Origin of the sequence: Kitasatospora sp. NPDC096147 (assembly GCF_044763225.1) — a bacterium.
Taxonomy (GTDB): domain Bacteria; phylum Actinomycetota; class Actinomycetes; order Streptomycetales; family Streptomycetaceae; genus Kitasatospora.
Genome location: NZ_JBIWFX010000007.1, coordinates 242,202 through 264,527 on the forward strand (window position 1 = coordinate 242,202; position 22,326 = coordinate 264,527).

A 22,326-nucleotide genomic window follows, 5' to 3' on the forward strand; every position below is an offset into this window, starting at 1 on the left:
CAGCCGCCACCGTGCGTGCCCGGCCCTATTGTGTCGCTGGGTGCGGCCGTGGCCCCGGCCCCGGCCGGCCGCCCGTCCGGCGATCCGACCTGGAAGGTGTCCGCTTGAGCGAGGAACCCGTCCCGACCCACGACTTCCGGATCCTCGGGCCGCTGTCCGTCCGGGCCGGCGGACGGGAACTGCCGGTCTCCTCGCCCAAACAGCGCGCCCTGCTGGCCTGTCTGCTGCTGCGGGCCGGCCAGGTGGTCTCGCCGGAGGAGCTGATCCGCCGGCTCTGGGACGAGCAGCCGCCCCGGGACGCCCGGGCCGCGCTGCACGTCCACACCACCCGGCTGCGCGCCCTGCTGCGCCGGCCGCCCGGCCTCGACGACCGCCCGGTGATCGAGACCCATCCGGGCGGCTACCGGCTGGTCGCCGACCCCGACTCACTCGACCTGACCCGCTACCGCGCAGCCGCCCGGGCCGCCCGGGCCGCCCGGCACGGCGGCCATGCGGACGACGAACTCGCCGCGCTGGACCGGGCACTGGCCGAATGGCGGGGCGATCCGCTGGGGACCGTGCCGTCCGCCTCGCTGCAGACCGAGGTGGTGCCGCAGCTGATCGAGGAGCACCTGACGCTGGCGGAGCGGCGCTTCGCGCTGCTGCTGGAGCAGGGCGCCGGCCCGGACCTGGTGCCGCCGCTGCGGGTGCTGGTGGCCGCCCATCCCGTCCGGGAGCGGCTGCGCGAGTACCTCATGCTGGCGCTGCGGCGGGCCGGGCAGATCGCCGGCGCGCTGGAGGAGTACCGGGACTACTACCGGATGCTGGACCGTGAGCTCGGTCTGCTCCCGGGGCCCGAACTCCAGGAGCTGCACCGCGGGTTGCTCACCGAATCCGCCCTGACCGAGGCGCCGCTGCCCGGGGCCGGGCCAGCCGGTCCGTCCTGGCCGGGGGTGCCGCAGGCCGGGGCGCCCCGGGGTGCGGGCCCGTGGGCCGAGGGGTCCCGACCGGGGGCTGCCCGGGCCGAGGACCCGCGAGCCGGGGCCGCGCGGGCCAGGACGGTACGGGTCGGTGATGCCGGGGACGGGTCCGTCCGTCCGCGAGGCCCCCGGACCGGAGAGCGCCGTCCGGCAGATCCCGGGACCGGAGAGCACCGTTCCGGAGACCGCCGTGTCGGGGAGCGCCGCGACGCGGACCGCCTGGACGCGGACCGCCGGGACGCGGACCGAGGGGACGGGGGCCGATGGGACGCGGACCGCCGTGACAGGGACCGCCGTGACGGGCTCGCCCGTGACGCGGCGGCCGGGCCGGGCGGCGACCGGCCGTTCGAGCGGCCCCGGACCCGGCCGGTGCCGGTGCTGCGGGCCGCCGAGCCCTGCGCGCCCTGGCAGGTGCAGCGGCAACTCCCGCCCGAGGCGACCCACTTCGTCGGCCGCGAGGAGCTGGTCGAGCAGGTCACCGCAGCCCTGACGCCCCGTCAGCGCAGCGTGGTGCCGCTGGTCAGCCTGGTCGGCCCGCCCGGCATCGGCAAGACCGCACTCGCCCTGCGGGTCGCCCACCGGCTCGGCGCCGCCTACCCCGACGGCCAGTGGTACGTCCGGCTGCGGGACGCCCGGGGCCAGGCCCGTTCGGTGCCGGACGTGATCGCCGAACTGCTGCGCTCCTCCGGGGCCGACGTCTCGGCCCTGCCCACCGACCGGCACCAGCTCACCGGAGTGCTGCGCAGCCGGCTGGCCGACCGCCGGGTGCTGATCGTCATCGACGACGTGGACGACAGCGCCCAGGTGCCCGAGCTGCTGCCCGGCTCGCCGAGCTGCGCGGTGATCGCCCTGCACCGTGAGTACCGCCCCGACCTGCTGGCGATGCACGGTGCACGCGGCTTCACCCTGGACCTGCTCTCGCACCGGGAGAGCGAGGAACTGCTGGTCGCGGTGCTCGGCCGGGCGCCGGAGACGCTGTCCGGGACGGCGGTGGCCGAGCTGGCCGGGCTCTGCGGCCGGCTGCCGCTGGCCCTGCGGATCGCCGCCGGGCACCTGGCCGGCCGGCCCTGGCGCTCGGTGGAGTCCTTCGCCGAGGCCCTGCGCGAGGGCGAGCCGCTGGACCTGCTGGCGCTCGGCGACAGCCCGTCCACCGCCGTCCGGGCCGCCTTCGGGGTGGCCTACGAGGCGCTGCCCGCGCTCTCCCGCCGGTTCTTCCGGCTGCTGGGCCTGGTCTCCGACCTCTCCTACACCGCCGACACCGCCGCCAGCCTGGCCGACTGCGAACCGCAGGTGGCGGACCAACTGCTGGACAAGCTCGCGGCAGCCCAGCTGATCGAGGTCACCGGCCCGGGCAGCTACCGCTTCCACAGCCTGATCGCCCGGTACGCGGCCGAGCGGGGTGCCCAGGAGGACAGCCGGGCCGAGCGGCGGCAGGCGCTCACCCGGCTCTGCCGCTGGTACCTCCAGCGGGTCGACCGGGCCGTGCAGTCGTGCTACCCGGGCTTCCTGAGGGTCTTTCAGCCCGAGGCGCAGCCCGACCCGGCCCCGGTCGGTGCCCGGGCGGCGCAGGACTGGTTACGGAAGGAGCAGTGCAACCTGGTCTCGCTGGTGGTCCGCACGGCGGACGAGGGCCTGGAGGAGGTCTGCGTCCAGCTCGCCGACATGATGCGCGGCTACTTCGCCCTCGGCCGGCAGCACACCGAGTGGCTGACCACGGCGCAGGCCGGGCTGCGGGCCGCGCTGCGGCTCGGCGACCCCGGGGTGGTGGCGGTGATGCGGCTGAGCGCGGGCGGCGCGCTCCAGGGCATGCACCGGCTGCCCGAGTCGGCCCGCGAACTGCGCACCGCGCACCGGGCGTTCGTCCGACTCGGGATGCGCGACTTCGAGGCCGTCACCATCAACGCCATCGCGATGAACCAGCTCCAGCAGCCGACCAAGCAGATCGACAGCGCGGTCACCCTGCTGGAGCGCGGGCTCGGGATCAGCCGGCTGCTCGGCCTCACCCACGTCGAGGCGCGCGGTCTGATGTACCTCGGCATGGCCCGGCACAGCCAGGGCCGGCTGCGGGCCGCCGAGGAGCACTTCGGCCAGGCGGTGGCGATCCTGGACGAGCACGGCACCCGGCGCTCGCTGCCCGAGGTGCTGGCCCGGCTCGGCTCGGTGCGGGCCGATCTGGGGGAGTGGGGCAAGGCGCTGGCCGACCTCGGGCTCGCGCTGACGCTCAGTGAGGAGTTCGGCGCGACCTACACCATGGCGCTGGCCTCGTACGGGCTGGCCCAGGTGCACGCCTGCGAGGGCTCGCCCGAGCTGGCCTTCCGGCACGCCGAGCAGGCCGTGCTGATCGCCCGGGACCACGGCTACGGCGCGGTGGAGGCCAACGCCCGCACCATCCTGGGCGGCCTGCACCTCAGCCGGCACCGGCCGGACGAGGCCCGGGCCGAGTTCGGGCGGGTGCTGGCCATCGCCGAGCGGATCGGCCACCCGCAGGCCGAGGTGCACTCGCTGATCGGCCTGGGCCGGCTCGAACTCACCGACGGGCGCAACGCCGAGGCGCACGCCCTCGGCCTGCGCGCGGCCACCGTCGCGGAGCGCTCCGGCCTGCAACTGCTGCGGCAGCGCGCCGAGGAACTGTGTCGGCTGGCGGGCCGGACGCGCGGACCGGACGGTGCGGTAAGCGCTTACCGGGGCCTCTTCCCGGAGTGCGCGTGAACGTGACGTTGCGTCAGATGACGGAGTACGTTCCGGGCGCTTGACGAAAGGAGCTGCGGGCCGAGGTGAAAGGACCTCGAAGGTGAGGTGCAAGGACGAGGCCACAGGATGGTGCACGCACACCGCACCGGCCACGTCCTGGAGGCACGATGTACGCCCGCATCCTCGGCCCGCTCACCCTCACCGACGACTTTCGCACACTCACGCCGCGTGCACCGAAACAACGTCAACTCCTGGCGCTGCTCCTGCTGCACGCCGGCCAGGTGGTCACCATCGACGAGTGCGTCGACGAGCTCTGGGCCGACGCGCCGCCGAACAGCGCGCACTCCACGCTGCAGACCTACGTGATGCAGCTGCGCAAGGTGCTCAGAGGTGCCGCGCCGGCCGCCGAGCCGGGCGGCGGCGCCCCGGCTATGTGCCTGGAGACCCGAGACCGGGGCTACCTGCTGGCGGTCGGTCAGGGGCGGCTGGACCTGCACCAGTTCGAGAGACTGGTCGAGCAGGCGTCGGTCGCCCGGCTCGCCGGTGACCACCGCCGCGAGTCCGAGCTGCTGCACGCAGCGCTCGCCCTGTGGACCGGCCGGGCGCTGGCCGACGTCACCTGCGGCCCGCTGCTGCGCACCCGGCTGAGCGGCCTGCGGGAGACCTGGCTCGGCGCGCTGGAGCAGCGGATCGACGCGGACCTGCGCACCGGCCGGCACCACCAGCTGATCGGCGAGCTGAACGTGCTCACCCGGCAGCACCCGACCTACGAGAACCTGCACGCCCAGCTGATGATCGCGCTCTACCGCTCCGGCCGCACCGCCGACGCGCTGGCGGTCTTCGGCCGGCTGCGCCGCACCTTCGGCGAGCAGCTCGGCCTGGAGCCCTCGGTCCGGATGCGCACCCTGCACACCGACCTGCTCAACTCCGTGCCGGTGGCCGAGTCGGTCTACCTGCCCGGCCCGGAGAGCGCGGGCGCGGTGCCGCTGCGCACGGCGGGCTGAACCGCCCCGTGGCGGAGCGCCGGTGGAGTCGTTCTCCACGCACGCTCCACCGCCCCCGGACAGATTGACCGGCATCCCGGCGCCCCACCGGCGCGCCCCAGATCCAGGAGGTAGCAGTGACCCGGACCGCATCGCCGGACACCCGGACCGTGCCGGACGCGGACTACTCGGCCATCGTGCAGTTCTACGCCGGGCACGGCCAGTTGCTCGACGCCGGGCGGGCGGAGGAGTGGGCCGAGCAGTTCACCGAGGACGGCGTCTTCGCCCAGAACGTCAAGCCCGACGTCAAGCGCGGCCGGGCCGACATCGCGGCCGGCATGCGCAAGGGCATCGACGCGCTGGCCGCGCGCGGCCTGGTGCGCCGCCACTGGTTCGGCATGATCGCCGCCGAGCCGGACGGCCCGGACACCGTCCGCACCCGCTACTACGCGGTGGTCTTCGAGACGCCGAAGGGCGGTGAGCCCCGGCTCTACCTCTCCACCACCGCCCACGACGTGCTGGAGCGTCAGGACGGCCGCTGGTACGTCCGCAGCCGCTACATCAGCCACGACGGGGCCGAGACCATCACCCCGATCGAGGCGGTCGACCTGGCGGTCGAGGAGCCCGTCGAGCCGGCGGTGGAGGCTGCGGGGTCGGCGGTGGCGGCCGGAGTGGTGGCCGGGGCGGCCGTCGGGGCCGACGCGTGAGCGGCCTGTTCGACGCCGTCACGGTCGGCGGCCTGGAGCTGCCGAACCGGCTGGTGATGTCGCCGATGGGCCGCGGCCGGACCACGCCCGACGGCACCCCGCTGCCGGTGATGGCCGACTACTACGCCCAGCGGGCCGCCGCCGGACTGGTGATCAGCGAGGCGACCCACCCCAGCCCGGTCGCGGTCGGCCACGCGCACAGTGTGCGGCTGCACACCGCCGCGCAGGCGCGGGCCTGGGCCCGGATCGTGGAGGCGGTGCACCGCGAGGGCGGCCGGTTCCACCTCCAGCTGATGCACGCGGGCCGGATCAGCCACCCGGACCTGCACGGCGAGGTACCGCTCGCGCCGTCCGCCGTCCGGGCGGCCGGCCAGGCCCGGGTCTTCGAGGGGAAGCCGGACTACCCGGTGCCCCGGGCCCTGACGGAGGAGGAGATCGCGGTCACCGTCCGGGACTTCGCCCGGGCCGCCGAGGTGGCCGCCGACATCGGCTTCGACGGGGTGGAGATCCACGGGGCCAACGGCTACCTGCTGCACCAGTTCCTCTCCCCGGCGACCAACCGGCGCACGGACGGCTACGGCGGTGCGCCGGAGCGGCGGGCCCGGTTCGTGCTGGAGGTGGCCGAGGCGGTGGCCCAGCAGATCGGCCCCGAGCGGACCGGCATCCGCCTCTCGCCCGGCTTCCCGCTCAACGACATCACCGAGCCCGATCGGGCCGAGGTCTACCCCGTCCTGCTAGACGGCCTGGACGCCCTGGGCCTGGAGCACGTGCACTTCGTGGCCGGCAGTGACCTTGGCCTGGTCCACCAGCTGAGCCGGCGGTGGCAGCGGACCGTGATCGTGAACGCCGGCACCGGGCCGCTGGGCACCGAGGAGACCCTCGACGCGGCCGGGAAAGCGCTTACCGAGGGCGCCGACCTGCTCTCCTTCGGCCGGCAGTTCCTGGCCAACCCCGACCTGCCCGAGCGGCTGCGCGCCCGTGCCCCGCTCAACGCCTGGAACCCGCAGTACTTCTACGAGGGCGGCCCGCTGGGCTACACCGACTACCCGGTCCTGGCCGCCGTCTGACCACGCGTCATCCGCCGTACGTCATCCGCCGTACGTCACCGCGCAGCACGTCACCCGCACCGCGACACCCACCGAGGAGCCCAGCATGGCCGTCACCTTCGTCAACAAGCTCACCCTGATCGGCGACGCCGAGGAGTTCGAGAACCTCTACGAGGCCGTGGGCGCCTTCATGGAGACCCAGCCCGGCCTGATCCGCTACTCCCTGGTCCGCTCCACCAAGGACGACAAGGTCTACTTCAACCTCGCCGAGTGGGAGGACGAGGAGACCTTCCGCAAGGCGCTGGTCGAGCCGGAGTTCCGCCGCCGGCTGGACGCGCTGAGCGGCCTGATCAAGGGCGAGCCGCACCTGAGCGTCCCGGTCCGCGAGGGCCGGGCCGCCCAGGTCTGACACCGAGGGCGACCGCGAGACGGCGCCGGGCGGGCCGCACCTGCGGCCCGCCCGGGCACCCGCCGTCCGCTACCGCAGTCCGCTACCGCACCGCGCTACCGCACCCCGCCGTCCACCCGGAGCACCTGCCCGTTCACGTAGGAGCTGTCGGGGGAGGCCAGGAACAGCACCGCCGCCCCGACCTCCGCACCGCGCCCCGGGCGCCCGGCGGCGAGGTTGGCGGACAGCTTCGGCCAGAGGTCCTGATTCCCGATCAGCGCCCGGCCCATGCCCGCGTCGATGTAGCCGGGCGCCACCGCGTTCGCCGTCACGCCCTCGGCCGCCACCTCCAGGGCCACCACGGCGGTGAACGCCTCCACCGCCGCCTTCGACGCGCAGTACGCCGAGGCCCACGGAACGGCCCGCGAACCCAGGAGGGAGGAGACCGTGATGATCCGGCCACCCGGCTCCCGCCGTACGTACGGCAGGGCCGCCCGTACGGTGTGGAAGACCCCGTTCAGGTTGGTGTCGATCACCTCGCCCCAGTGCTCGGCCGAGAGCGAGGCGACCGGTCCGGGGCGGCTGACGCCCGCGTTGGCCACCACGATCTGCGGGGCGCCGTACCGGTCGGCCACCGTGGCGAACAGCTCGGCGACCGAATCCGGTGAGGTGACGTCGGCCTTCAGCGCCACCAGGCCCGCCCCGGGCTCCGCCGGGACCTCCCGGCCCGCGACCACCACGGTCGCCCCCGCACCGGCCAGCGCGAGCGCGATGTCGTGGCCGAGCCCCCTGGTCCCGCCGGTCACCACGGCGGTCTTCCCCTGCAGCGTCGTCATGCCCTCTCCTCAACTCCGGTTGTCGTACTCCGCCGAGACTCGGCGTCCCGGCTCGCGGCTGGGGAGAGCGGTGCTGGAGGGGGCGCCCCGGCAGCGCCCGGACCTCCGGGACCCTCACCTCCAGGACCCTCACCTCCAGGACCCTCACCTCCAGGACCCGGACCTCGAAGGCCCGGACCGCTGGCGCCGAGACCTCCAGAGCCAGGACGGCCGTCGCCCGGACCTCCAGTCCCCGCCCCCGCCGCGCTCAGGCCAGGCAGCGCAGCGGACGGCCACCGTTCAGCACGACCATCTCGCGCATCGCGGGGGCCGACTCGATCCGGGCGCCGGGCACCCCGCCGGCCGCCTCGTGGAAGGCCCGGTGCAGATTGCCGACCAGCCGCTCGGCGTCCAACAGCCCGGCGTACGCGTCCGGTTCGGCGCGCTGGGCCCGCTGAGCGGTGGCGAGCGGGTCGAGGCCGTCCGTCAGGCCCCGCCGCGCCAGCCCGGCCACCCAGCGCAGGTAGCCCTCGGTGAAGTCAAGCAACTCCGGTCCGCCGACCGGGCCGTGGCCGCCGACCACCACCAGGGGGTCCAGCTCGCGCAGCAGGTCGAGGGCCCGCAGCGAGCCGCTCAGCGAGCCCATCAGCACGAACGGCGCGGCCCCGGAGAAGACCAGGTCCCCGGCGAACAGCACCCGCTGCTCGGGCAGCCAGACCGCCAGGTCGTCCGAGGTGTGGGCGACGCCGGGGTGGATCAGCTCGACCTCGGTGCCGCCCAGGTTCAGCGTGGCGCCCTCCCGGACGGTCAGCGAGGGCAGCACCACCGGGGTCGAGCCCCACTCCACCTGCGGCCACATCTTCTGGAGGGCCGTGCCCTTGCGGAGCAGCTCGGCCGTCCCGGCCTGATGGCCGATCAGCAGCGAGTGCGGGCCGCCGAAGACGTGGTTGCCGAAGGTGTGGTCCCCGTGGTGGTGGGTGGAGACCAGGATGCGGCGCGGACCCCGGGCGACCGAGTCCACCGCCGCGCGCAGCGCCAGCGCCCGCCGCTCGGTGGCCGCGGTGTCCACCACCAGGACGGCGTCCTCGCCGACCACCACCCCCGCGTTGTTGACGCACCACCCGCCCGGCTCCTGCACGTAGGCGTGCACCCCGTCGGCGACCGTCAGCAGCGTCCCGGTCATCGGTCCTCCCGTCCTCGGGCGCGGCCGGTGCCGCGCGCGCCCGCCCATTGCGCCGAGGGCCGCTGGAACCTGGCTGGAGCCACCGGCGCCGGAACCACCCGCACCACCCACACCACCGAGGAACCGGGGAGAGGAACCACCCATGCAGTTCGGCGTGTTCGGGGGCCTGTCGGTCGAGGACCGGGACGGCCGTCACCTGCCCACCGCACCCAAACAGCGCCAGCTCCTCGGCCTGCTGCTGCTCCACGCCAACCAGATGATGCCGGTGCGCACCTACGTGACCGAGATCTGGGGCGGCCATCCGCCGCCCAGCGCGGCCACCACCCTCCAGACCTACGTGATGCAGCTGCGCCGGATGCTGGCCCGGATGCCGTCGGTCGGCGGCCGGGAGGCCGCGCACGAGCGGCTGCGGACGGCCGGGCAGGGATACCAACTGATGGTCGAGACGGATGAGTTGGACCTGCTGCGGTTCGAGCGACTGGTGGACCTGGCCGGTCGGGCGGCCGGGGACGACGTGATGGTGGCCCGGCTGCTGCGCGGGGCACTGGCGCTGTGGGACCGGCCGGTGTTGGCCGACGTGCGCACCGGGCCGGTGTTGGAGGCCGCCGTGACGCACTGGGAGGCCCGCCGGCTCCAGGTCCACGAGACGTACCTGGACGCGCAGTTGCGGCTCGGGCGGCACCGCGAGGTGCTGGCCGAGTTGGCGGTGCTGACCCGCCGTCACCCGGTGCACGAGGCGCTGCACGCCCGCTACATGGCCGCGCTCCAGCAGAGCGGCCGGATCGGGGACGCGCTGGAGGTGGCCGACCGGCTGACCGGCCGGTTGGCCCGCGACCTGGGGATCGCGCCCGGCCCGGCGATCGGCCGGATCCGGGCCTCGATCCGCCACGGCGGGCCGATCCCGCCGCACACCCCGTCCCCGGCACGGCCCAACTCGGCTTCGCCGTCCTCCCGTTCGACGAGTCAGATCCGTCCGCTGCTGCCGGCCGGCCGTGGCCGCACCGATGCCCGAGGAGGCACCCTTGCCCGTACCCCTGCAACGTGACCCCGAGCAGACCCGGGCCGCGCTCGCCCGCTGGCTCACCGGGGCTGCGGACGAGCCCGGTCCCGGCCGCACCCCCGAGCCCGGCTCCGTGAGCGGCCCCGCACCCGAGCCCGAGACCGACGCCCGGCCCAGGAGGGGCCCCAGCGGTACCAGGACGGACGTGGTGGTCGGCCCGGTCACCGTCCCCGAGGGTGCCGGCTTCTCCGGCGAGATCCTGCTCGCCGACGCCGAGTGGACCGAGGCCGCGACCGGCGAGCGGCGGCGCCGGCGGATCGCCGTCCGGGTCGCCCCGACCGGGCACCGGGTCTACCCGGAGGACGACTGGGCCGGCCAGGTGCGGCTGCTCCGGCTGCTGGCCGGTACCGACCTGCCGGTGCCCCGGGTGCTCGGTGACGAGCCGTCGGCGGAGCCGCTCGGTGCGCCCTTCGTGGTGCTGGAGGCGGTCGACGGGCTGGTGCCGGCCGACCTGCCGTCCTACCACCGGGAGGGCTGGCTGGCCGACCTCGGGCCGGAGGAACGGGCCGAGGTGTGGAACGGCGGGGTGGACGCGCTGGCCGCCCTGCACCGCCTTGACCCGAAGGAGCTCGGCGCCGACCACCTCGACCGCCCCGCCTTCGGCCCGACCGGCACCGCCCAGCTGCTCGGCCACTTCACCCACCACCTGGACTTCTACGGCGTCGCGCCGGACAACGCCCCGGCCGCCGAGGCGCTCGCCTGGCTGCGCGCCCACCTGCCGGCTGCCGACGATGGGCCGGCCTCGGTGCTCTGGGGCGACGCCCGGCTCGGGAACATCCTGTTCGACGGCACCCGCCCGGCCGCCCTGCTGGACTGGGAGGCTGCCGCGCTCGGCCCGGCCGAGGCGGACCTCGCCTGGTACCTGCACCTGGACCGGCACCTCAGCGAGGGCATCGGCGCCACCCGGCTGGCCGGTCTGCCGGACCGGGACGCCACGGTGGACCGCTGGGAGCGTGGCGTCGGACGGACCGTCAGCCACCTGCCGTACCACCAGGTCTTCGCCGCCTACCGGTTCGCCGTGGTCACCGCCCGGGTGGCCCGGCTGCTGGAGGAGAGCGGCATCCTGCCGCCCGGCGCGGACTTCCCGCTGCACCGCAACGCGACCCGCCTGCTGGCCACCGTGCTGACGGAGGTGGCGGGGCCTTCCAGGGCGGATGGACCTGCCCTCCAGCGGACCGGATCAGGCTCGGCGCCCAAGGGAGGAACAGAGAACCATGGCGATCGATGACGAACACTTCCGCACCTTCTTCGGTGCGCACCCGGCCGGCGTCTGTCTGGTCACGGCCGCGGGCCCGGGGGGCGAGCCGGCCGGTCTGACCACCAGTGCGGTGATCCCGGCCTCGATGGTGCCGCCGCTGCTGGTGATCGGGGTGGGGAACAGCTCCCGCACCCTGGAGGCGATCCGGCACTCGGGCGGCTTCGCGGTCAACTTCCTGGCGGCGCGCACCGAGTGGCTCTCGCAGCGGTTCGCCGGCAAGGGCGACGACAAGTTCGCCGGGCTGGAGTGGACCCCCTCCGAGCACGCCGCCGGAGCCCCGGTGCTGGAGGCCCCGCTGCTCAGCGCGGTGGCCGAGTGCACCGTCTACCAGGAGGTGCCGGCCGGGGACCACCGGGTCTTCCTGGGCCTGATCGAGAGCGCCACCCTCTTCGGGAACGAGCCGATCCTCTACCACAACCGCGCCTACGTTCACCTGCCCGTACCCGCCCTGTCCGGCACCGCGACGGCGGACTGACCCCGCCCGAGCGGCCTCCAACTCCGAGGGAACGACATGAAGTTCGGGATCAACCTCTTCCCCACCGTGGGCCCGGCCGACAAGCCGGCCGGCGAGTACTTCGACGAGGCGCTGCGGCTGGCCGAGCTCGCCGACGAGCTGGGCTTCCACCACGTGAAGACCGTCGAGCACTACTTCCACGAGTACGGCGGCTACAGCCCCGACCCGGTGACCTTCCTGGCCGCCGCCGCGGCCCGCACCAGCCGGGTCCGGCTGGTGACCGGTGCCGTCCTGCCCGCCTTCACCCACCCGGTGAAGCTGGCCGGCAAGCTCGCCATGCTGGACAACATCGCCAAGGGCCGGCTCGACGTCGGCTTCGGCCGCGCCTTCCTGCCGGACGAGTTCACCGCCTTCCAGGTGCCGCTGGACGAGAGCCGGGCCCGCTTCGACGAGGGCGTGGAGGCGATCCGCCGGCTCTGGGCCGAGGAGGACGTCCGCTGGGACGGCACCTTCCACCAGTTCGGGCCGGTCACCCTGCTGCCGCGCACCTGGCAGCGCCCGCACCCGCGCATCCTGGTCGCCACCGCGAAGACCCCGGCCTCGGCCGAGGCGGCCGGGCGCAACGGCTACGGCGTGATGCTGGTGCCCTCGATCAACCCGCGCGAGGCCGTCCAGCAGACCCTGGAGCTGTACCGGGACGCGGCAGCCGAGGTGGGCTTCAAGCCCACCGAGGAGGACGTGCACATGAGTTACGGCGCCTACCTGGCCGAGGACGGCGAAGAGGCGCGCGAGCAGGGCAGGTTGGCGAACGAGCGGGCCAACCGCTCGCTGGCCTCGGCCGTCTCGGCCTGGCGGGAGACCCGCAGCGCCGACTACCCCGGCTACGAGAAGATCGTGGAGAAGGCCGGGCGCGGTGACTTCGGCAAGTCCGTCGCCGAGCGCAAGGCGCTGGTGGGCAGCCCCGAGCAGGTGCGGGCCGCGATCGAGGACATCCGGGGCTGGTACGGCGACTTCACCATCAGCCTCCAGGTGGTCTCCGGGAACACCACGTTCGAGGAGGCCGCCCGCACCATCCGGCTGTTCGCCGAGCACGTCCTGCCGCACTACGCAACGAACGACTGAGAACGGACCGCGATGGTTTCCCTGCGCACCGGCCAGGGCCGTCCCGGCCCCGGCCCCACCGTCCCCGCCGACGACGAGGGGACGACCCCACCCACCCGCAGGGCCGACGGCGGGCCACCGCCCGGCGGGCCGGGCGAGGCCGACGCGGCCTTCGCCCGGCCCCGTCCCCGGCCGGCCCGGTGGGCCGCTGCCGCGGCCGGCGTGGTGCTGCTGGCGATGGCGCTGAACGCGCTGGTCACCAACGACGCCTTCCGCTGGGAGGTGGTCGGCCGCTACTTCACCGCCGACACCATCCTCTCCGGCCTGGTCACCACGCTCTGGCTGACGGCGGTCGCGTTCACCGGCGGATTCGTCCTCGGCACCGGCCTCGCGGTGATGCGGCTCTCCCGCAATCCGGTGCTGGTCAGCCTGAGCTTCGGCTACACCTGGCTGTTCCGCTCGGTGCCGATGCTGGTCCAACTGCTGTTCTGGTACAACATCTCGCTGCTCTACCCGCGCCTCTCCCTGGGCATCCCGTTCGGCCCCGCGTTCACCGACTTCTCCACCGAGAAGCTGATCAGCGGCCTGACCGCCGCCGTGATCGGCCTGGTGCTGCACGAGGCCGGGCAGCTGGCCGAGATCGTCCGGGCCGGCATCCTCTCGGTCGACCGCGACCAGGTCGAGGCAGCTGAGGCGCTCGGCCTCGGCGGGCCGAGGATCTTCCGCCGGATCGTGCTCCCGCAGGCCATGCCGGCCATCCTGCCGCCGGCCGGCAGCCAGATCATCGGCCTGCTGAAGGGCACCTCGATCGTCAGCGTGATCGCCGTCCAGGACCTGCTGTTCGAGACCCAACTCGTCTACAACCGCAACTACCTGGTCATCCCGCTGCTGCTGGTGGCCACCCTCTGGTACCTGCTGCTGACCACCCTGCTCAGCACCGTCCAGTACTTCGTCGAGAAGCGCTTCGCCACGGGGGCCCGGACATGACCGGAATGATCGAGGCCGTCGCGGTCCGGAAGTCCTTCGGCGCGCTGACCGTGCTGGACGGCGTCTCGCTGACCGTCCCCGAATCCACCGTCACCTGTGTGATCGGCCCGTCCGGCTCCGGCAAGAGCACCCTGCTGCGGTGCGTCAACCGGCTGGAGACCATCGACGGCGGCCGGATCGTGGTGGACGGCGAACTGGTCGGTCACGAGTGGCGGGGCGGGCGGCTCTACGAGCGCTCCCGCCGCGCGGTGGCCCGCCAGCGCACCCGCACCGGCATGGTGTTCCAGAACTTCCGGCTCTTCCCGCACCTGACGGTGCTGGAGAACGTCACCGAGGCCCCGCGGGCCCTGCTCGGCCTGGGCCGGGCCGAGGCCGAGGAGCGGGCCCGGGGCCTGCTGGCCCGGGTCGGGCTGGCCGACAAGGTGCGGTCCCGGCCGCGCCAGCTGTCCGGCGGCGAGCAGCAGCGGGCCGCGATCGCCCGGGCGCTGGCCATGGAGCCCCGGGCGATGCTCTTCGACGAGCCGACCAGCGCGCTCGACCCGGAGCTCACCGGGGAGGTGCTGAACGTCATCCGGGAGCTCGCCGACGGCGGGATGACCATGATCGTGGTCACCCACGAGCTGCGCTTCGCCCGTGAGGTCGCCGACCAGGTGGTCTTCATGGACAACGGCCGGGTGGTCGAGTCCGGCCCGCCCGAGGCCGTGCTGGACGCCCCGAGCGAGGAGCGCACCGTCCGCTTCCTGGCCCGGACCTGAAGCACCGTCACCTGTCACCACCGTCACGCGTCACGACCCTCACTCCGCACACCCGCATCCGCTAGGAGAACGACCATGTCCCACACCCCTGCCTCCGTCCCCGCCTCCGGAGGCCGGGCCCGCCGCCTCCTGCCCACCGTGGCCGGGGCCGCCCTGCTCACCCTGCTGCTGGCCGCCTGCGGCTCCGGCGGCGACAAGATCCCGGAGGACACCAGAGCCGCCGACCTCGGCAAGGAGGACGTGGTCTCGGCCATCACCAAGGACCCGGCCCTGGCCGCCAAGCTGCCCGCCGAGCTGAGCACCTCGGGCGTGCTCCGGGTCGGCTCCGCGATCGGCGTGCCGCCGATCGCCTTCAGTCCCGAGGACGGCGGCGACCCGCGCGGCATCGACATCGACATCTCGGAGGCCGTCGCCCGGGTGCTCGGCCTGAAGATCGAGCGCACCAAGGTCAGCGGCGCCTCCCTGATCACCGGCCTGAGCGCCGGCCGCTACGAGCTCGGCACCGCCAACCTCGGCGTCACCGACGAGCGCAAGCAGGCGGTCGACTTCGTGCTCTACAACACGGACGGCACCGGCTTCGCGGTGCGCGACGACAGCCAGTTGAAGAAGGTCGACAAGCTGTCCCAGCTCTGCGGCCTCAAGGTCGGCACCGGCACGGGCACCTCGTACGAGAGCGACCTCGGCAAGGCCAGCAAGGAGTGCGAGGCGGCCGGCCAGAAGCCGATCACCGTCTCCACCTACTCCGACGCCGCCGCGCACTTCCTGGCGCTCCGTCAGGGACACGTCGACCTGCTCATGACCACCTCCAGCGTGCTGCGCTACGCCGCCACCCAGCAGCCGAACCTGCGCTACCTGAACGAGCTGGAGCGGAAGAACGTCGGACTGGTCGTCAAGAAGGGCTCCCCGCTGGCCGAGCCGCTGAAGGAGGCCGTGGACAAGCTGATCAAGGACGGGACCTACAAGAAGATCCTGACCAAGTGGCAGCTCCAGGACGCCGCCGTGCCGGCCTCGGCGGTCAACCCGCCCACCAAGCCCTGACGGGCGGGCGGGAGCCAGGGCCGGCCCGGGGACGGGGGCGGGCGGGAACGGTGCCACGGCCGACGGGCCGTCAGGGCCCGGTGGGCAGCGGGACACTGCGCAGCCCGCCAGCCCGCCAGCCCGCCAGCCCGCCAGCCCGCCAGCCCGCCAGCCCGCCAGCCCGCCAGCCCGCCAGCCCGCCAGCCCGCCTGCCCGCCAGCCCGCCTGCCCGCCCCGCCGTCGAACGGCTCGCTGGGCTCGGCGCCGCCCGCTCGCCACCCGCCCCACCCGCCAGCCCGCCCTGCTGTTGAACGCTCCGCGGTCAAGCGGCTCGCCGTCGAACGCCCCGCCGGGCTCGGCCCCACCCGTTCGTCTCCCGCCTCACCGCCCGCCCTCCTGACAGAGGCGGGGCTGCTGAACGTCGGAGGGTGTCAGCCGGTCAGTTGGTGAGCCCCGACGGGCGCAGCGGTGCGCACCCGCCAGGTGATGTCCGGGAGGTCCGGGACCGCGAGGGCGGCGTGCAGGCCGGGTGGGGCGGGGAGCGAGTGGACCCGCCAGCCGGCCGGGGTGCGGGCGGTGGCCGGGGCCGCCGGGTCGGTGTCGATCCGTCGCAGGTCGGTGGCGGTGCCGGTGCCCATCGCCTTGGCCACCGCCTCCTTCCGGGTCCAGCTGCGGAACAGCGCGGCGGCGCCCTGGGCGCCGACCGTCCGGGCCTCCCGGGCGGAGAGCGCCCGCCGGGTGACGGCGTCCAGATCCACCGGCCGCTCCCGCTCCAGGTCCACCCCGACCGGGAAGCCGGGGGCCACCGCCACCATCCAGTGCGCGCCGCTGTGGGAGAGGCTGAAGGTCACGGGCACGGGTGCGTCGAGCAGGACCGGCGGCCCGTGCCCGCCGTCGTCGCAGTGCGGGCAGGCACCCCGGGCGATCCGCAGCTCCCCGGGTGCCTGCCCGGTCCGCTCGGCCAGCACCCGCCGCAGCGCTGCCCGGCTGCCCGCCCAGCGGCGGGCGGCGAGCGGTGACCTGATCCGGCCCATCCGTGCCAACTCGGCGGGGGAGAGCAGGTGCTGGTCCTCCGCCCCGCCGCCGTCCGGCCCGATCTCGCCCTGCCAGACGGTCACCCCGACGGGGGAGTGGTGGTCCGCCGGGGAGGTGGCACCCCGGATACCGGGGGCCGGACCAGTGCCGGGGATCGGGCCGGCGTCACGGATCGGCCCGGCGTCACGGATCGGGTCGCGCTCGGCTCCGGCGGCGGCCGGACCGGTGGTGCGGTCCTGCCCGGTCTCCCGGGGGAGCGCCCTGCCGCTCCGGTCGCCGGCAGCCGGGTGGTGGCCCGCGGCCGTGCGGGGGGCGACGCCGGGGGCCGTGGACGGCTGACGGGGGGTCATCCGGCGGCCGTGCCGGTGAACTCGACCACCGCGCAGCTCCAGGTGAAGCCCGCGCCGACGCCGAACAGCAGGCCCAGCTCCCCGGCCCGCACCTCGCCCGACTCGGCCAGGAAGGCGAGCCCGGCGAACTGGTCGCCCGCCCCCAGGTGCCCGACGGTGCGGCCCCACCGCCAGGTGGTCCGTTCCACCGGGATGTCCCAGCGTCGGAGGAAGGCCGAACTCAGCCTTCCCAGGCCGAAGTTCGGCAGTGCGAACCAGGAGATCCCGGACAGCTCGCAGTCCGCCTCGGCCAGTGCCCGCTTGAGCGTCTCGTCCTGCCCGGCGGTGATCCTGGCCACGCTGTAGGAGCGGCCGGTCTCCTCGATGAAGGTCCGCTGGAGCAGCCCCAGGTCGATCGGCTGCCGCACGGCGAACGGGACCGGCGAGAACGGGTCCCGGCCCCGGTGCATCTGCTCCAGGTCGGGGTCCGAGACCGTCACCAGGCTGCGCAGCCGGGCGATGCCGCCCGGGCCCCGGCCCAGTACCAGGGCGGTGCCGGCGTCCCCGTAGACGGTGCCCGGATCGCTGCGCCAGCGGTCGAAGCCGGGCGCGCCGAACACGTCCCCCGTGGTCAGCAGCGCGGCCCGCCGCCCCTCCGCTCCGCTGAGGTAGCCGGCCGCCAACTCCAGGGCTGCCATGCCCCCGTTGGAGAGCTGTTTGATCTCGATCGCCGGGCAGCGGTTGCCCACGGCCCGGCGCTGGACGTACGAGGCGGCGGCCCAGAGGTCGTGGCCCTGGTGCTGGATGGTGGCGTGCAGCAGCAGATCGACGTCGGACGGGTGGGTGCCGGTCAGCTTGAGCACCGAGCGGGCGGCGGCGGAGGCCAGCTCGGGTGCGGAGGAGCCGGCCGAGACGGCCGTCGCCTCGATCCCGCTGCGGGTCGCGCTGCGCTCGTCGAACAGCCCGTCCCGCACGGCCAGTTCGGCCGGGTGGCGGTCCTCCAGATGGATCGCCGCACCGGCGATGTGGAGGTCCTCGTATCTCATCTTCCGGGGGCCCTTTCGACTCGGTCGGTGGCTCGGCTGCGGACGCGGGTGCGCGGACGACGACGGCCGCCGGTCCGGGGGGTCGCCCGGCCCGGCGGCCTCGCCCGCCCGCGGTCCACCGGTGCGACGGGTCACGCGCTCCGGCTCGTGATCCAAGCTCCGGGCGCCCGGTGGACGAACGGTCCAGAGCGACTGGAGACCGTCCGGGCTGCGAACGTCCGCTGACGAAAGGGCAGTTGGGCGCTGTTCCGGCGGTGTACCGAGCCTCCAGCCGGGGCTCGCAGCATGTCGGCACCGAAGACCTGACACGCCTGCACGACCGAGATGAGGACGACCGCAGCGCACTACCGAGATGAGTACGACCGAGAAGAGCACGACCGAAGAGCACGGAAGAGAGGAGAAGCCGTGACCGCCCCACCGCCACCGGCCGCCCTGCTGTTCCCCGGCCAGGGCGCGCAGCAGCCCGGGATGGGCGTCGGCCTGTACCGGTCGCACCCGGGGTTCCGGGCCCGGATGGACGAGGTCCTGGAGCTCTGGCACTCGCGCGGCTTCGACCTGCGCGCCGACTGGCTGGCCGGCGCCTGCACCCCGGAGGCCGACGGCATCCGGGTCGCCCAGCCACTGCTGTACGCGCTGAACTGGGCCGTCGGCCGGACCGTGCTGGACGCCGGGGTACGCCCGGCCGCGCTGCTCGGCCACAGCGTCGGCGAGGTCGCCGCCGCCACCCTGGCCGGGGTCTTCGAACCGGCCGAGGCGGTCGGCCTGATGGCCGACCGGATCACCCACCTCGACGGGACCCCGCGCGGCGGGATGCTCGCCGTGCTGGCCACTCCGGAGGAACTGGCCCCGTACCTCACCCGGGACGTGGTGGTCGGTGCGGTCAACGCGCCGCGCCAGGTCCTGGTGTCCGGTCCGGACCCGGAGCTCGGCGAGGTCGAGGCCCGACTGCGGGCCGACGGGTTCACCGCGCGCCGCTCCCGCGCGCACAACCCGTTCCACAGCCCGGTGCTCACCGAGGCGGCGCTCCGGGCGCTGCCCGGCCTGGCCCGGCTGACGATCCGTGAGCCCCGGCTGCCGCTGTACTCCGGCTACGAGCCCGGCCCGCTCACCGGGGAGCGGGTGCTCGGCCTGCGGTACTGGGCACTCCAGCCGGCCCGGCCGGTGCTGTTCGGGCCCGCGCTGGACGGGCTGCTGGCCGAGCGCGACCTGCTGCTCGCCGAGGCCGGGCCCGGCCAGGGCCTGACCGCGCTGGTGCGCCGTCACCCGGCCGTCACCCGGGGCGGTTCACGCTCCGTCAGTCTGCTGCCCGCCCGGCCCGGCACCCCCGAGGCCGAGCGCGCGGTGTACGAGAAGGCGCTCGCCGAGCTCGCGAACGCCCCCGCCGCCGGCCCGGTGACCCCGGCCGGCCCGGCGGGTCCGCCCGACCGCTCCGGTGAACCCGCCGGAGCGCTGTCCAGGCCGGTGGGTGCCGCAGTGCCGGCCCTCGCCGCCGAGGAGTAGAGGATGGTCATGGAACGACGCGTCGTCATCACCGGGATCGGTGCGGTGGCGCCCGGCGGTACCGGCATCAAGCGGTACTGGGACCTGCTGTCCACCGGGCGCACCGCGACCCGCACGATCTCGCTCTTCGATGCCTCCCCCTACCGTTCGCGGATCGCGGCCGAGGTGGACTTCGACCCGGCGGCGGCCGGGCTATCGCCGCAGGAGGCCCGCCGGCTCGACCGGGCGGGGCAGTTCGCCCTGGTCGCGGCCCGCGAGGCGGTGGCCGATTCGGGGCTCGACCTGGCGGGCGGCTCCGGGCTGCGCACCGGTGTCTCGCTCGGCTGCGCGGTCGGCTGCACCACCTCGATGGAGAACGAGTACGTGGTGCTCAGCGACGGCGGCGCCCGCTGGCTGGTCGACCACGAGTACGTGGTGCCCCGGCTCTACGACCACTTCGTGCCCAGCTCGCTGGCGGCCGAACTGGCCCGCGAGGTGGGGGCCCGGGGCCCGGTCGCGCTGGTCTCGGACGGCTGCACCTCCGGCCTGGACGCGGTCGGCCAGGCGGCCGACCTGATCCGGGAGGGCAGTGCGGACGTGGTGATCTCCGGCGGCACCGACGCGCCGATCTCACCCATCACGCTGGCCTGCTTCGACGCCATCAAGGCCACCAGCCCGCGCAACGACGACGCCGAGCACGCCTCCCGGCCGTTCGACAACAGCCGCAACGGCCTGGTGCTCGGCGAGGGCGCTGCCGTCCTGGTGCTGGAGGAGCTGGAACACGCCCGCAGCCGGGGGGCCCGGATCTACGCCGAGGTGGCCGGCTTCGGCACCCGGAGCAACGCCTACCACATGACCGGCCTGCGCTCCGACGGCACCGAGATGTCCGAGGCGATCCGGCTGGCGCTGGACGAGGCCCGGCTGCGGCCGGAGCAGGTGGACTACGTCAACGCGCACGGCTCCAGCACCAAGCAGAACGACCGGCACGAGACCGCCGCCTTCAAGACCTCGCTCGGTGAGCACGCCTACCGGGTGCCGGTCAGCTCGATCAAGTCGATGATCGGGCACTCGCTCGGCGCGATCGGCGCGCTCGAACTCGTCGCCTCCGTCCTGGCGATGGAGCACGGCCTGATCCCGCCCACCGCCAACCTGCACGAGCCCGACCCGCTCTGCGACCTGGACTACGTGCCGAACACCGCCCGGGAGGCCCGGGTGGATTCGGTGCTCAGCGTCGGCAGCGGCTTCGGCGGCTTCCAGAGCGCCGTGGTGCTCGCCCGTCCCGAGAGGAGCCTCGCGTGACGGACACCGTCACCACCCCCGCCCCGGCCACCGCGTCAGCGGCCCCGGAGCGCCTGGCCACCGGTCCGTCCGTCCGCCCGGTGATCACCGGCCTCGGCGTGGCCGCCCCCACCGGCCTGGGTGCCGAGGCGCACTGGGCCGCCACCGTCGGCGGCACCAGCGGCATCGCCGGGATCACCCGCTTCGACGCCTCCGGCTATCCGGTGAACTTCGCCGGGGAGGTCTCGGAGTTCGTGGCCGCCGAGCACATCCCGAGCCGCCTGCTGCCGCAGACCGACCACCAGACCAGGCTGGCCCTGTACGCGGCCGACGAGGCGCTCAAGGACAGCGGCATCGACCTGGCCACCGTGCCGGAGTACCAGGCCGGGGTCGCCACCGCCTCCTCGATGGGCGGCTTCGAGTTCGGCCAGCGCGAGCTGCAGAACCTCTGGAGCAAGGGCGGCGCCTTCGTCAGCGCCTACCAGTCCTTCGCCTGGTTCTACGCGGTGAACACCGGTCAGATCTCCATCCGGCACGGCCTCAAGGGCCCGGCCAGCGCGGTGGTCTCCGACCAGGCGGGCGGGCTGGACGCGATCGGCCACGCCCGGCGGCAGATCCGCAAGGGCACCCACCTGATGCTGGCCGGGGGAGTGGACGGCGCGCTCTGCCCGCTCGGCCTGGCCGGGCAGCTGGCCTCCGGCCGGCTCTCCACCGGGGACCGCGCCGACCGCGCCTACCTGCCCTTCGACGAGGCCGCCGCCGGCCACGTCCCCGGCGAGGGCGGCGCCTACCTGGTGCTGGAGCACCCGACCGCCGCCGAGCGGCGCGGTGCCCGGGTGTACGGCGAGCTCGCGGGCTACGCCGCCACCTTCGACCCCGACCCGCACGCCGCCGACGCCGACGGCCTGGAGCGGGCGATCCGGACCGCGCTCGCGGACGCCGCCCTGGAGCCGTCCGAGGTGGCCGTGGTGTTCGCCGACGCGGCCGGGGTGCCGGCCGCCGACCGGGCCGAAGCCGCCGCCCTGGCAGCCGTGTTCGGCCCCCGGGGGGTCCCGGTCACCGCACCCAAGGTGCTGACCGGCCGGCTCTACGCGGGCGGCGCCGCGCTCGACCTGGTCTCCGCGCTGCTGGCCCTGCGCGAGGGCAGCGCCCCGCCCACCGCCCACGTCACCGCTGTCCCGGCCGAGCTGCCGGTCGACCTGGTGACCGGCGGGCCCAGGGCCCTGACCGGCCGCGCCGCGCTGGTGCTGGCCCGGGGCGAGGGCGGCTTCAACGCGGCAGCCGTCGTCACCGTCGACTGACCTTCCTTCCCCACCCGTTCCACCAACGAGATTCGAGAGAGGCCCCGCCATGAGCGCCGACGCGGACACCGCACTGAGCATCGACGAGTTCACCCAGATCCTCCGCGAGTCGGCGGGAGAGGACGACGGCGTCGACCTGACCGGCGACGTCGCCGACGTACCGTTCACCGAGCTCGGCTACGACTCGCTGGCCCTGCTGGAGGTGGCCGGCCGGATCACCCGGGACTACGGGGTGGTCCTGCCGGACGAGGACCTGGACGGGGTGGACACCCCCCGGGCCTTCGTCGAGCTGGTCAACTCCACGCTCGCCACGGCCGGCTGACCGGCCGCACGCACGGAGGGGGGGGGGCCCCCCCCCGGGGCCCCCCCCCCCCCCCCGCGGCCGCGGCGTCAGGAAGGCAGCGCCACCCCCAGCGTTGGCCGGGGGTGGGGGGCCGTGCAGTTGCGGGCCACC

Annotated in this window: 20 protein-coding genes; 16 read left to right on the top strand and 4 right to left on the bottom strand. The window is 74.8% G+C overall.

Going from position 1 to position 22,326, the window contains the following annotated elements; genetic code table 11:
- The first annotated feature begins 104 nt into the window (after positions 1 to 104).
- The 5 genes from ACIRBX_RS23255 to ACIRBX_RS23275 all read left to right on the top strand — a co-directional run bounded on the left by ACIRBX_RS23255 (position 105) and on the right by ACIRBX_RS23275 (position 6,795).
- On the top strand, positions 105 to 3,668 hold the full coding sequence (locus tag ACIRBX_RS23255; RefSeq protein WP_402299024.1) for an AfsR/SARP family transcriptional regulator: 3,564 nt from the start codon (positions 105 to 107) through the stop codon (positions 3,666 to 3,668).
- Positions 3,669 to 3,817: 149 nt separating this feature from the next.
- The gene (locus ACIRBX_RS23260) at positions 3,818 to 4,654 is read left to right on the top strand and encodes a BTAD domain-containing putative transcriptional regulator (RefSeq protein ID WP_402299025.1); all 837 of its coding nucleotides are present in this window, start codon (positions 3,818 to 3,820) and stop codon (positions 4,652 to 4,654) included.
- Positions 4,655 to 4,770: 116 nt separating this feature from the next.
- The gene (locus ACIRBX_RS23265) at positions 4,771 to 5,340 is read left to right on the top strand and encodes a nuclear transport factor 2 family protein (protein ID WP_402299026.1); all 570 of its coding nucleotides are present in this window, start codon (positions 4,771 to 4,773) and stop codon (positions 5,338 to 5,340) included.
- Positions 5,337 to 6,407: an alkene reductase gene (locus tag ACIRBX_RS23270; protein WP_402299028.1), complete on the top strand. Its 1,071-nt coding sequence runs from the start codon at positions 5,337 to 5,339 to the stop codon at positions 6,405 to 6,407. Before ACIRBX_RS23265 ends, ACIRBX_RS23270 begins: the two co-directional genes overlap by 4 nt.
- Positions 6,408 to 6,492: 85 nt before the next feature.
- Complete coding sequence (locus ACIRBX_RS23275) at positions 6,493 to 6,795, top strand: antibiotic biosynthesis monooxygenase family protein (protein WP_402299029.1); 303 nt, start codon at positions 6,493 to 6,495, stop codon at positions 6,793 to 6,795.
- A 95-nt stretch (positions 6,796 to 6,890) separates the two neighbouring features.
- On the opposite strand, the gene ACIRBX_RS23280 is transcribed toward ACIRBX_RS23275, so the two are convergent.
- On the bottom strand, positions 6,891 to 7,610 hold the full coding sequence (locus ACIRBX_RS23280; protein ID WP_402299030.1) for an SDR family NAD(P)-dependent oxidoreductase: 720 nt from the start codon (positions 7,608 to 7,610) through the stop codon (positions 6,891 to 6,893).
- A gap of 247 nt (positions 7,611 to 7,857) precedes the next feature.
- Complete coding sequence (locus tag ACIRBX_RS23285; protein ID WP_402299031.1) at positions 7,858 to 8,772, bottom strand: MBL fold metallo-hydrolase; 915 nt, start codon at positions 8,770 to 8,772, stop codon at positions 7,858 to 7,860.
- A 142-nt stretch (positions 8,773 to 8,914) separates the two neighbouring features.
- On the opposite strand from ACIRBX_RS23285, the gene ACIRBX_RS23290 reads away from it, so the two are divergent.
- From ACIRBX_RS23290 to ACIRBX_RS23320, 7 genes are all read left to right on the top strand, one after another.
- Positions 8,915 to 9,817: a BTAD domain-containing putative transcriptional regulator gene (locus ACIRBX_RS23290; protein WP_402299033.1), complete on the top strand. Its 903-nt coding sequence runs from the start codon at positions 8,915 to 8,917 to the stop codon at positions 9,815 to 9,817.
- Positions 9,795 to 11,060 carry a phosphotransferase family protein gene (locus tag ACIRBX_RS23295; RefSeq protein ID WP_402299034.1) on the top strand — a complete coding sequence of 422 codons (1,266 nt, stop codon included), beginning with the start codon at positions 9,795 to 9,797 and terminating at the stop codon, positions 11,058 to 11,060. Before ACIRBX_RS23290 ends, ACIRBX_RS23295 begins: the two co-directional genes overlap by 23 nt.
- Positions 11,047 to 11,565: a flavin reductase family protein gene (locus tag ACIRBX_RS23300; protein ID WP_402299035.1), complete on the top strand. Its 519-nt coding sequence runs from the start codon at positions 11,047 to 11,049 to the stop codon at positions 11,563 to 11,565. The genes ACIRBX_RS23295 and ACIRBX_RS23300 overlap by 14 nt, the downstream gene beginning before the upstream one ends.
- A gap of 36 nt (positions 11,566 to 11,601) precedes the next feature.
- Positions 11,602 to 12,666, top strand: a complete 1,065-nt coding sequence (locus ACIRBX_RS23305; RefSeq protein WP_402299036.1) for an LLM class flavin-dependent oxidoreductase — start codon at positions 11,602 to 11,604, stop codon at positions 12,664 to 12,666.
- A gap of 12 nt (positions 12,667 to 12,678) precedes the next feature.
- Positions 12,679 to 13,632 carry an amino acid ABC transporter permease gene (locus ACIRBX_RS23310; protein ID WP_402299037.1) on the top strand — a complete coding sequence of 318 codons (954 nt, stop codon included), beginning with the start codon at positions 12,679 to 12,681 and terminating at the stop codon, positions 13,630 to 13,632.
- Complete coding sequence (locus ACIRBX_RS23315; protein ID WP_402299039.1) at positions 13,629 to 14,387, top strand: amino acid ABC transporter ATP-binding protein; 759 nt, start codon at positions 13,629 to 13,631, stop codon at positions 14,385 to 14,387. Before ACIRBX_RS23310 ends, ACIRBX_RS23315 begins: the two co-directional genes overlap by 4 nt.
- 75 nt (positions 14,388 to 14,462) lie before the next feature.
- Entirely contained in the window at positions 14,463 to 15,425 is a 963-nt protein-coding gene (locus tag ACIRBX_RS23320) for an ABC transporter substrate-binding protein (protein WP_402299041.1), read from the top strand.
- A gap of 410 nt (positions 15,426 to 15,835) precedes the next feature.
- On the opposite strand, the gene ACIRBX_RS23325 is transcribed toward ACIRBX_RS23320, so the two are convergent.
- Positions 15,836 to 16,789: a 4'-phosphopantetheinyl transferase family protein gene (locus tag ACIRBX_RS23325; RefSeq protein ID WP_402299042.1), complete on the bottom strand. Its 954-nt coding sequence runs from the start codon at positions 16,787 to 16,789 to the stop codon at positions 15,836 to 15,838.
- Positions 16,786 to 17,814 (bottom strand): ketoacyl-ACP synthase III family protein, encoded by a 1,029-nt coding sequence (locus ACIRBX_RS23330; protein ID WP_402299044.1) that lies wholly within the window; start codon positions 17,812 to 17,814, stop codon positions 16,786 to 16,788. Before ACIRBX_RS23330 ends, ACIRBX_RS23325 begins: the two co-directional genes overlap by 4 nt.
- A 405-nt stretch (positions 17,815 to 18,219) precedes the next feature.
- Here ACIRBX_RS23330 and ACIRBX_RS23335 point away from each other — a divergent pair, with 405 nt between their 5' ends.
- Genes ACIRBX_RS23335 through ACIRBX_RS23350 form a run of 4 tightly spaced genes read left to right on the top strand, consistent with a single transcriptional unit; the run spans position 18,220 to position 22,194 of the window.
- Positions 18,220 to 19,314, top strand: a complete 1,095-nt coding sequence (locus ACIRBX_RS23335; protein WP_402299045.1) for an acyltransferase domain-containing protein — start codon at positions 18,220 to 18,222, stop codon at positions 19,312 to 19,314.
- 9 nt (positions 19,315 to 19,323) lie between these two features.
- Positions 19,324 to 20,592: a beta-ketoacyl-[acyl-carrier-protein] synthase family protein gene (locus ACIRBX_RS23340; RefSeq protein ID WP_402299047.1), complete on the top strand. Its 1,269-nt coding sequence runs from the start codon at positions 19,324 to 19,326 to the stop codon at positions 20,590 to 20,592.
- Between the two features lie 53 nt (positions 20,593 to 20,645).
- Positions 20,646 to 21,872, top strand: a complete 1,227-nt coding sequence (locus tag ACIRBX_RS23345) for a ketosynthase chain-length factor (protein ID WP_402299228.1) — start codon at positions 20,646 to 20,648, stop codon at positions 21,870 to 21,872.
- Between the two features lie 49 nt (positions 21,873 to 21,921).
- A complete protein-coding gene (locus ACIRBX_RS23350; RefSeq protein ID WP_402299048.1) occupies positions 21,922 to 22,194 on the top strand; it encodes an acyl carrier protein in 273 nt (90 codons plus the stop codon).
- Positions 22,195 to 22,326: the final 132 nt, after the last annotated feature.

Excerpts from the sequence above, each read along its gene's own strand:
- ACIRBX_RS23300 (WP_402299035.1), top strand. The coding sequence starts at position 11,047 with ATGGCGATCGATGACGAACACTTCCGCACCTTCTTCGGTGCGCACCCG.
- ACIRBX_RS23275 (WP_402299029.1), top strand. The coding sequence starts at position 6,493 with ATGGCCGTCACCTTCGTCAACAAGCTCACCCTGATCGGCGACGCCGAG.
- ACIRBX_RS23340 (WP_402299047.1), top strand. The coding sequence starts at position 19,324 with ATGGAACGACGCGTCGTCATCACCGGGATCGGTGCGGTGGCGCCCGGC.
- ACIRBX_RS23320 (WP_402299041.1), top strand. The coding sequence starts at position 14,463 with ATGTCCCACACCCCTGCCTCCGTCCCCGCCTCCGGAGGCCGGGCCCGC.
- ACIRBX_RS23315 (WP_402299039.1), top strand. The coding sequence starts at position 13,629 with ATGACCGGAATGATCGAGGCCGTCGCGGTCCGGAAGTCCTTCGGCGCG.
- ACIRBX_RS23285 (WP_402299031.1), bottom strand. The coding sequence starts at position 8,772 with ATGACCGGGACGCTGCTGACGGTCGCCGACGGGGTGCACGCCTACGTG.
- ACIRBX_RS23280 (WP_402299030.1), bottom strand. The coding sequence starts at position 7,610 with ATGACGACGCTGCAGGGGAAGACCGCCGTGGTGACCGGCGGGACCAGG.
- ACIRBX_RS23305 (WP_402299036.1), top strand. The coding sequence starts at position 11,602 with ATGAAGTTCGGGATCAACCTCTTCCCCACCGTGGGCCCGGCCGACAAG.
- ACIRBX_RS23350 (WP_402299048.1), top strand. The coding sequence starts at position 21,922 with ATGAGCGCCGACGCGGACACCGCACTGAGCATCGACGAGTTCACCCAG.
- ACIRBX_RS23330 (WP_402299044.1), bottom strand. The coding sequence starts at position 17,814 with ATGAGATACGAGGACCTCCACATCGCCGGTGCGGCGATCCATCTGGAG.
- ACIRBX_RS23325 (WP_402299042.1), bottom strand. The coding sequence starts at position 16,789 with ATGACCCCCCGTCAGCCGTCCACGGCCCCCGGCGTCGCCCCCCGCACG.
- ACIRBX_RS23260 (WP_402299025.1), top strand. The coding sequence starts at position 3,818 with ATGTACGCCCGCATCCTCGGCCCGCTCACCCTCACCGACGACTTTCGC.
- ACIRBX_RS23290 (WP_402299033.1), top strand. The coding sequence starts at position 8,915 with ATGCAGTTCGGCGTGTTCGGGGGCCTGTCGGTCGAGGACCGGGACGGC.
- ACIRBX_RS23310 (WP_402299037.1), top strand. The coding sequence starts at position 12,679 with ATGGTTTCCCTGCGCACCGGCCAGGGCCGTCCCGGCCCCGGCCCCACC.